Source organism: Dehalococcoidales bacterium, assembly GCA_041652735.1.
Taxonomy (GTDB): domain Bacteria; phylum Chloroflexota; class Dehalococcoidia; order Dehalococcoidales; family RBG-16-60-22; genus RBG-13-51-18.
The window spans coordinates 1-7,615 of sequence record JBAZGT010000044.1 but is presented as its reverse complement, the minus strand read 5'-3'; the positions used below and the strand labels follow the sequence as shown (position 1 = coordinate 7,615).

The 7,615-nt window shown below is 57.2% G+C and carries 8 protein-coding genes; all 8 read right to left on the bottom strand.

Going from position 1 to position 7,615, the window contains the following annotated elements:
- Positions 1-236: 236 nt before the first annotated feature.
- The 8 genes from hypD to hypA all read right to left on the bottom strand — a co-directional run bounded on the left by hypD (position 237) and on the right by hypA (position 7,338).
- The gene (gene hypD / locus WC370_11275) at positions 237-1,325 is read right to left on the bottom strand and encodes a hydrogenase formation protein HypD (GenBank protein MFA5310043.1); all 1,089 of its coding nucleotides are present in this window, start codon (positions 1,323-1,325) and stop codon (positions 237-239) included.
- A 245-nt stretch (positions 1,326-1,570) separates the two neighbouring features.
- Positions 1,571-1,789 carry a HypC/HybG/HupF family hydrogenase formation chaperone gene (locus WC370_11270; protein MFA5310042.1) on the bottom strand — a complete coding sequence of 73 codons (219 nt, stop codon included), beginning with the start codon at positions 1,787-1,789 and terminating at the stop codon, positions 1,571-1,573.
- Positions 1,790-1,933: 144 nt separating this feature from the next.
- Positions 1,934-2,539 carry a flavin reductase family protein gene (locus tag WC370_11265; protein ID MFA5310041.1) on the bottom strand — a complete coding sequence of 202 codons (606 nt, stop codon included), beginning with the start codon at positions 2,537-2,539 and terminating at the stop codon, positions 1,934-1,936.
- A gap of 14 nt (positions 2,540-2,553) precedes the next feature.
- Positions 2,554-3,126: a flavin reductase family protein gene (locus WC370_11260; GenBank protein MFA5310040.1), complete on the bottom strand. Its 573-nt coding sequence runs from the start codon at positions 3,124-3,126 to the stop codon at positions 2,554-2,556.
- A gap of 208 nt (positions 3,127-3,334) precedes the next feature.
- Positions 3,335-5,629 carry a carbamoyltransferase HypF gene (gene hypF, locus WC370_11255; GenBank protein ID MFA5310039.1) on the bottom strand — a complete coding sequence of 765 codons (2,295 nt, stop codon included), beginning with the start codon at positions 5,627-5,629 and terminating at the stop codon, positions 3,335-3,337.
- Positions 5,630-5,842: 213 nt separating this feature from the next.
- A complete protein-coding gene (locus tag WC370_11250; GenBank protein MFA5310038.1) occupies positions 5,843-6,163 on the bottom strand; it encodes a GIY-YIG nuclease family protein in 321 nt (106 codons plus the stop codon).
- Between the two features lie 164 nt (positions 6,164-6,327).
- Positions 6,328-6,996, bottom strand: coding sequence for a hydrogenase nickel incorporation protein HypB (gene hypB / locus WC370_11245; GenBank protein MFA5310037.1), 669 nt, complete (start codon positions 6,994-6,996; stop codon positions 6,328-6,330).
- Complete coding sequence (gene hypA, locus WC370_11240) at positions 6,997-7,338, bottom strand: hydrogenase maturation nickel metallochaperone HypA (protein ID MFA5310036.1); 342 nt, start codon at positions 7,336-7,338, stop codon at positions 6,997-6,999.
- Positions 7,339-7,615: the final 277 nt, after the last annotated feature.

Below are 7,615 nucleotides of genomic sequence, written 5' to 3'. Positions count from 1 at the left end.
TTCCTGATGTCTTCTACTACCGTTTGTTTAAACTTCCCGGTATACGGTTTCCCTTTTGGCATAAAAATACACCCCTAAAGTTATTTCCAGCATATCATACTGTCCAACTTTAGGGGTGCAGTTCATATCCCCCTATCCGTTTCCTTTTCTATTCTCTCCCTTGACGGGAGAGTACCAGGGTGATGGTGAACTAATAACTGATAACTGACAACTAATAACTGACAACAAATAGCTCTCTACTTTTCACTTCCATACTCATAATAGGTCGCGCAGGCCCCCTCGGACGATACCATGCACGGCCCCACAGGATTTTCCGGCGTGCAGGTCCGGCGGAAAAGCTTGCAGTCGTTAGGGGTGTTCACGCCCCGCAGCACCGCCCCGCAGATACAGCCTTTGGGCTCTTGAGCGGGACTGACCTTGATGTCGAACCGCTTTTCGGCGTCGAAGCTTTCGTATCGCTGGCGCAGCTTCAGTCCGCTGTCCGGCACTATCCCGATGCCCCGCCAGTCCGCCTCCCCGACCTCAAAGACGGTATCCATCAGCTTTAGCGCCGCCGGGTTGCCCCCCTCCTTTACCCCCCGCCGGTAGGGTACCGCCACCTCCGGCCGCCCGCTTTCGATTTGCTCCACCAGTAAATCTATGGCCAGCAAAATATCCACGAATTCGAATCCGGCCACGGCGCAGGCCATATGATAATCGTCGGCCAGGAACTGGTAGGGGCGCGACCCGATCACGGCGCTGACGTGCCCGGGACAGACGATGCCGTCCAGCCGCACCTCGCCCAGGTCTAAAATGGCTTTCATGATGGGCGGGCAGACCTTGTGCAGGGAGAGGACGCAGTAGTTTTTAATCTGTTCTTTTTCCGACTGCAATACCGAGGCCGCAATCGTGGGGGCGGTGGTCTCGAACCCGATGCCGATAAACACCACCGTTTTCGCCGGGTTGTCCCGCGCTATACCTATAGCGTCCTGCGCCGAGTAGACGATGCGCACGTCCGCGCCCTCCGCTTTGGCTTTTTGCAGGCTGGACCGGCTCCCCGGCACTCTAATCATATCCCCGAAGCTGGTAATAATCACGCCGGGTAGTTTGCCCAGCGCCATGGCTTTGTCCAGGTCCGCGGCGGCGGTCACGCACACCGGGCAGCCGGGACCGGAAAGCATTTGGATGTTGGGGGGCAATAGCTGCCGCAGCCCGTGCTTGAAAATAGCCACCGTGTGCCCGCCGCAGAACTCCATCAGCCGGGCGGGCTTGCGGGAGCGATGCCGTATCCGCTCCAAAAGCTTTTTCCCCAGCTCCGCGTCCCGGTATTCTTCAACGTATTTCATATAATTCTATCTGTCATTCCAGCGCTGCCGTGCCCCGTATGACAATCTGGGGCTGGAATCCATGTTTTGCCTTTTTTATGTTCGGGGTATTGGCGTCCCTCCTTGAAAAAGTCGAAGATTCCGTATGAAGAACGAATCGGAAAGGGATAAGAAGGAGTTTTCCTCCCCTCCCCTTTTCCCCGCCCTTAAAAGCCTCCCCCTCTCTGCCAGCGGAGAGGGGGAACGAGGGGGAAAGGTTGTGTCCCTCACTCCGCCTCCGTCATCTCCCTTAAAAGCTTTAGCGTCTCTTCCGCCTCCCCCGGGTCGATGATGCTGATGGCGTAGCCGGTGTGCAGCAGCACGTAATCGCCCTCTTTGGCTTCCGGCGTAAGCTGGAGGCTGATTTCCCGCGTCACTCCCTCGATGTCCGCCACCGCCTGCTCCCCGTTAACCGACCGTATCAGCGCCGGTATGGCTAAACACATTTTTTACCTCATTCCGTTCATCCTGGGTTTGCCTGCTTTCCTTAGCGCTCATGGTGAGCTCGCCTGCCCTTCATAGCTTCAGCGTAGGAGGGTCGAACCATAGCGCGTGAGGGTCGCAGAGTGAACTATACTGTCTCTTTTCCCCTACTTCGCCAGCTGCCTTTCCCAGTCATCCTTCACATCGCGGATTTGCTTGCCGTCGCTGAAAGCCTTGCCGATTACTTCCCCCAGCCGGTGGTAGGTCCCGCCCGGATACGTCATGTAAACTATCGGGTCGATTTTCCCCGCGTCCAGCTTGCCGTCGGTCAGGCAGTCGTCGGAGGCGTAAATCTCTTTAATCGGCCCCGCCACCAGGTAATGGCTGCCCAGCTTCAAAATGTGCTCGGCCGTGCACCCTATGTTCAGCGGGCACTGCTCGATGTACGGCGCCCCGGGTATGTCCCCGTAAAAGACCTTGAAGTTGCACTCTTTGGCTTTATCGTGCTTGGCCCCGGTGGCGATGCCGCAGTAGTCCGTTTCCTTGACCAGCGCCGTGTTGGGGATGTTGACGGAGAAGACCATTTTCTCGCGGATTCCCTTCAAGGAGTGACGCACGCGGTTGAGCGCTATCGCTATCCACGGCGGGGTGCCGCAGGCTATCGTCGCCCAGGCCACCGTCACGAAGTCCGGCCTTCCGTCCACGTCTATGCCCACCATTACCGTGGGGTGGGGGAAAAGCAGCGGCATGGGTTCCAGCCTGGTCTTTTTCATTTCGATACTCCCGGTTATTTTTTCAGCGCTTTGCCGATGTCGTAAGCCTGCCCGATAACCTCCCCGACCGCGTTGTAGCGGGCGGCGGGACCCCGACTGTACACAAAGGGTCTTATCTTCATGATATCCGGTTGGCCGTCCGTAAGGCAATCTTCCGTCACGTGCGACTCTATAATTTTTCCGACGATGAGGATGTGGGAGCCGAGGTTCAGCAGGTGGGCTACCTCGCATTCTAGGTTGACCGGGCACTGCTCGATAAGCGGGGCGTCGAGCAGTTTGCCGTAGAATACCTTGAAGCCGCAGGTCTTTACTTTGTCCGTATCCAGGCCGGATACCATCCCGCAGTAGTCGGTCTCCTTTATCAGGTCGACGGACGGGATGTTCACGGAGAAGGTCAGGTTCTGGTAAATGCCTTTCAGGGTATGCCGCTGCGGCCGCACCCCCACGGATACGGTAGGCGGCTCGCCGCCGGTGATGCCGCACCAGGCAAAAGGCGCGAAGTTGGGCTTGCCGTTAAACGTGGAACCCACCAGTACCGTGGGGTTGGGAATAAGCCAGGGCTGTGGTCCGAATGTCTTTTTCGTCATTTGCCTTACTCCTTTTCTACCCCCTCTTTATTTACTGTTGTCATTGTGAGGAACGCTCATGGTGAGCTTGTCGAACCATAGCGACGTGGCAATCTCCATCTTGGCCTCGCACCTCCGCTCACCCTGAGCTTGTCGAAGGGTGCCGTAATATACCCCTGGGACTCCGTAACCCCGCTCACCCTGAGCTTGTCGAAGGGTGAGTATTTCCTTATATCTCCGCAAAATTCCCCACCGCCGCCTGCCCTAAAGATATCCCCCCGTCATTACAGGGCACCTGACGGTGAGTATAAACCTTAAAGCCCGCCGCTTCAAGCAGGCCTGTGGATTTGACGGTAAGCCGCCGGTTCTGGAAAACGCCGCCGCTCAAGGCTACCTCTTTTAAGCCGGTCTGCCCGGCTATCCTGCGGCAGGTCTCCGCTATCATTTGCGCCGCGGTGTTATGGAACCGGGCGGCTATAGCGGCTTTAGGGGTGTTTTTTATTACGTCCTTGATTATCGCCGCTATCAAATCGTGCACTTTTATAATGTGGACGCCGTCCTCTTCCGCGCAAGTAAAGGGATAGGCGCCTTCCTCACCCGGCGCGTCGTTAGCCGCCGACTCCAAATCTATCGCCGCCTGCGCCTCGTACGCTATCACCCCCCGCACCCCGGACAGCGCCGCCGCCGCGTCGAACAGCCTGCCCATGCTGGATGTCGGCGGCGCGTTGATGCCTTTTTTCACCTGGTCGCGGATAATCTCGTACTCTCCGTTAGCCGCCCATTTTAAAAGCGGCAGCCTTTCGTCCGGCTGGATGTCCAGCGCCGTCATATACCCCAGCGCCGTGCGGTAGGGTTTCTTAATCGCTAAAGCGCCCCCCGCCAGCGGGAGGTATTCCAGGTGCCCCGCCCGGGTGAAAGATTTAAAGTCCGCCACCAGGAACTCGCCGCCCCAGATATGCCCGTCGGTGCCGTAGCCGGTGCCGTCCAGCGCTGCCCCGATTACTCGCCCGCTGACCCCGTTTTCCGCCAGGCAGGACGCGATGTGCGCGTGGTGGTGCTGTACCGGCACGGGTTTCACCTTTTCTTTTTCCGCCAGCTCCCCGGCGTACCTGGTGGGGAGGTATTCCGGGTGCATATCGTAGGCAATAATCTCCGGCTGGATGCGGAAAAGCTTTTTATACAGGGCGATGGTGTTGACATAATGTTCCAGCGTCTCCAGGTTCTCCATGTCCCCTATATGCTGGCTCACGAAGGCGTAATTGTCCCGCGTCAGGCAGAAGGTGTTCTTTTCCTCCGCCCCGCATCCCAGTATCTGACGGCTTTGATAGGGGAGGCGGACGGGATAGGGGGCGTAGCCCCGCGCCCGCCGCGTAAAGCGGGGGATATCGCCTTCCACGGTCATTACGCTGTCGTCATAGCGGGCGTAGATGCCCCGGTTGTGCCGGATAAAATAGTCCGCAATGCCGCCGAGCCGTCTTAGCGCTTCGTCGTTGTCCCGCGCGATTGGTTCCTCGCTGATATTGCCGGAGGTCATCACCAGCGGCCGCCCTGTCTCCCGCAGCAGCAGGTGGTGCAGCGGGGTGTAGGGCAGCATCACGCCCAGGTATTTCAGCCCCGGCGCCACCGCCTCGGATAGCCCGGATTTTTCCCGGCGCTTTACCAGCACGATGGGACTGCCCGGAGAGGCCATTAGCTCGGCCTCCGCTTTGGTTATAGCACAGTATTTCCGGGCTTCCTCCATATCCGCGACCATTATCGCCAGGGGCTTGGCCGGGCGGTTCTTGCGCCGGCGCAGGGTGTTTACGGCGTCCGTATTGGTGGCGTCGCAGGCCAGCAGGAAGCCTCCTAGCCCCTTTACCGCCAGTATCCTGCCGTCTCTCAGCAGTTCGGCGCTCTTTTGTATCACGTCCTTGCCGGGCATGGCGCGCCCTTTGGCATCCGCCAGTTCCAGCCGCGGGCCGCAGGCCGGGCAGGCGTTGGGCTGGGCGTGAAAGCGGCGGTCCAGCGGGTTTTCGTATTCCCGCCGGCATTCCGGGCACATGGTGAACTCCCTCATGGTGGTGTTAGGTCGGTCGTAGGGGATATCGGAAATTATGGTGAAACGCGGGCCGCAGTTGGTGCAGTTGGTGAAGGCGTAGCGGTAGCGGCGGTCGGCGGGGTTGAAAATCTCTTTAAGGCAGTCCGGGCAGGTGGCGATGTCCGGGGAAACGAGCTGGTACTTGCCTGCTTCCGGCCGGCTGGGGCGGATTTCAAAATTGTCGTAACGGGCGGGCTTTCCCGCCGTGACCGTAATATCCTCGATGTGGGACAGCGGCGGCGACTGCTCCCGCAGGCCGGACAGGAAAGCGTCGATGCTGGCCGGCTCCCCCTCCACCTCGATTTTCACGTCCTCGGAGGTATTGCATACCCACCCCCGCAGCCCGTTTTTGCTCGCCAGTTGGTACACGAAGGGACGGAAACCCACCCCCTGCACCACCCCCCGCACGCTAACGCGTACCAGGCTTGCTCTGTTTTTTTCCTGCATACTTCCACCCGCTCACCCTGAGCTTGTCGAAGGGCGACGTAATATTCCCCTGGACTACAAAACTCCGCTCACCATGAGCCTGTCGGAGTGTGATATTTCCCCCCTTTTCCCGTTCTGGTTCGACATGCTCACCATGAGCGGGACTATTAACAAAATACTATATCACACCGCTCACCCTGAGCCTGTCGAAGGGTGACGTAATATTCCCCTGGACTACAAAAATCCGCTCACCCTGAGCCTGTCGAAGGGTGAAGCCTTTTTTCCTCTCGCTAATCTTACAAGTTTATCCCAATCCTTTTTAATTAGCGCCTGCTTCTTTTTCCGTGACCAGCCCTTTATCTGCCTTTCCCTGGCGAAGGCATCTTCTCTACTTGGAAATTCATCACAAAAAACTAATTTAACCGGGAGCCGGGTTGAGGTATAGCATTTGAACACTTTTTGTTCATGCCCGGCTAAACGTTTTTCCAGGTCGTCCGTATGGCCGGTATAATAGCTCCTATCGGCGCACTCAAGGATATAAACCCAAAAACTCATTCCTGTATTCCCCCGCTATGGTTCGACGTGCTCACCATGAGCGGACGTATTATTTGGATTCCAATTATCCGCTCACCCTGAGCTCGTCGAAGGGCGACGTAATATTGCTTCGGACTATAAAAATCCGCTCACCCTGAGCCTGTCGAAGGGTGAGATAATTCTCCTTACTTCCCCCGCTTGTTTTTCAGCGCCGCCGCCAGCCAGCCGAACCAGGCGTCCATCCCCGACCCCGCCTTGCAGGATACCGGGAAGATGGTCACGTCCGGGTTCAGCCCGGTCACAATCTGGCGGAAAGAGCTTTCGTTGAAGTCAAGATAGGGCTGGAGGTCGGTCTTGTTCAGGATGACCACGTCGCTGTCGGCGAACATGGCGGGGTATTTATAGGGCTTGTCATCGCCTTCCGGCATACTGGCTATCATCAGCCGGATATCCTCGCCCAGCTTGTAGTTGTTCGGGCAGATGAGGTTGCCCACGTTCTCGATGAAGAGCAGGTCCAGCTTTGCCAGCGGCAGGTTGTCCAGCGCGTCCGCCACCATAAAAGCGTCCAGGTGACAGCCGCCGTTAGTGTTAATCTGCACCGCCGGGATGCCCAGCGCGTTCACTTTCTCCGCGTCCACGCTGGAAGCCACGTCCCCCTCGATAACCGCGATGCGCGCCTCTTGGCTCATCCGCTTGATGGTGCTCAGAATCAGGCTGGTCTTGCCCGCCCCCGGCGATGACATGATGTTGACCGTCAGGATGCCGTGTTTGTCCAGCCGTATTTTATTTTCCTTCGCTTTTACCTCGTTCGCCCCGAGTATTTTTTCGCCCACGGTGATTACTTTAACGGACATCTATTCCACCTCGATACTTTCCATATAGCATTCCCGGCCGGACACTATCTCCAGGCTGATTTCATGGCAGTCCGGGCAGGTCCAGTCCTGGTCGATGGGGGTGAACTCTTTATCGCATTTGCGACACCGGATGCGGGCGGGGCGCGTCTCCCAGGCAAGCTCCGCGCCGTCCGCCGCTGTATCTTTGCTGATAACGTCGAAGTAGAACTTCACGCACTCGCCCACTACCCCGGACAGCTCCCCGAACACCAGGTTGATGCGGGTGATTTTTTGAGCTTTGGCTTCCCTGGCCTTCTCCAGCGCCAGGGACAGCAGGCTATCCGTGATGCTCGCCTCATGCATGATTTTATTATAATGGAGTGTAAAGTAAGGGGCAAATGGGTGGGAATAATTAAACAAAAAAACGCAAAGCTCAAAACGCAAAGCTCAAAGCCATAACGTAAAAGTCAAATAACCGGGACATTTCCCCTTTTTTCCTCCCCCTCTCTGTCAACGGAGAGCAACTGTGTTAATTTATACATATTGCCAAGCTCTTTGATGTTTTAAAATTGAGTTCATGATAGTGAGCAGCCGCCTCATGCAGGCGACGAGGGCTACTTTCTTGGCTTTTCCTCTTGCC

Bases quoted from the DNA above. Each gene is read 5' to 3' on its own strand.
- WC370_11260 (MFA5310040.1), bottom strand. From the start codon at position 3,126: ATGACGAAAAAGACATTCGGACCACAGCCCTGGCTTATTCCCAACCCC.
- hypF (MFA5310039.1), bottom strand. From the start codon at position 5,629: ATGCAGGAAAAAAACAGAGCAAGCCTGGTACGCGTTAGCGTGCGGGGG.
- WC370_11265 (MFA5310041.1), bottom strand. From the start codon at position 2,539: ATGAAAAAGACCAGGCTGGAACCCATGCCGCTGCTTTTCCCCCACCCC.
- WC370_11250 (MFA5310038.1), bottom strand. From the start codon at position 6,163: ATGAGTTTTTGGGTTTATATCCTTGAGTGCGCCGATAGGAGCTATTAT.
- hypA (MFA5310036.1), bottom strand. From the start codon at position 7,338: ATGCATGAGGCGAGCATCACGGATAGCCTGCTGTCCCTGGCGCTGGAG.
- WC370_11270 (MFA5310042.1), bottom strand. From the start codon at position 1,789: ATGTGTTTAGCCATACCGGCGCTGATACGGTCGGTTAACGGGGAGCAG.
- hypD (MFA5310043.1), bottom strand. From the start codon at position 1,325: ATGAAATACGTTGAAGAATACCGGGACGCGGAGCTGGGGAAAAAGCTT.
- hypB (MFA5310037.1), bottom strand. From the start codon at position 6,996: ATGTCCGTTAAAGTAATCACCGTGGGCGAAAAAATACTCGGGGCGAAC.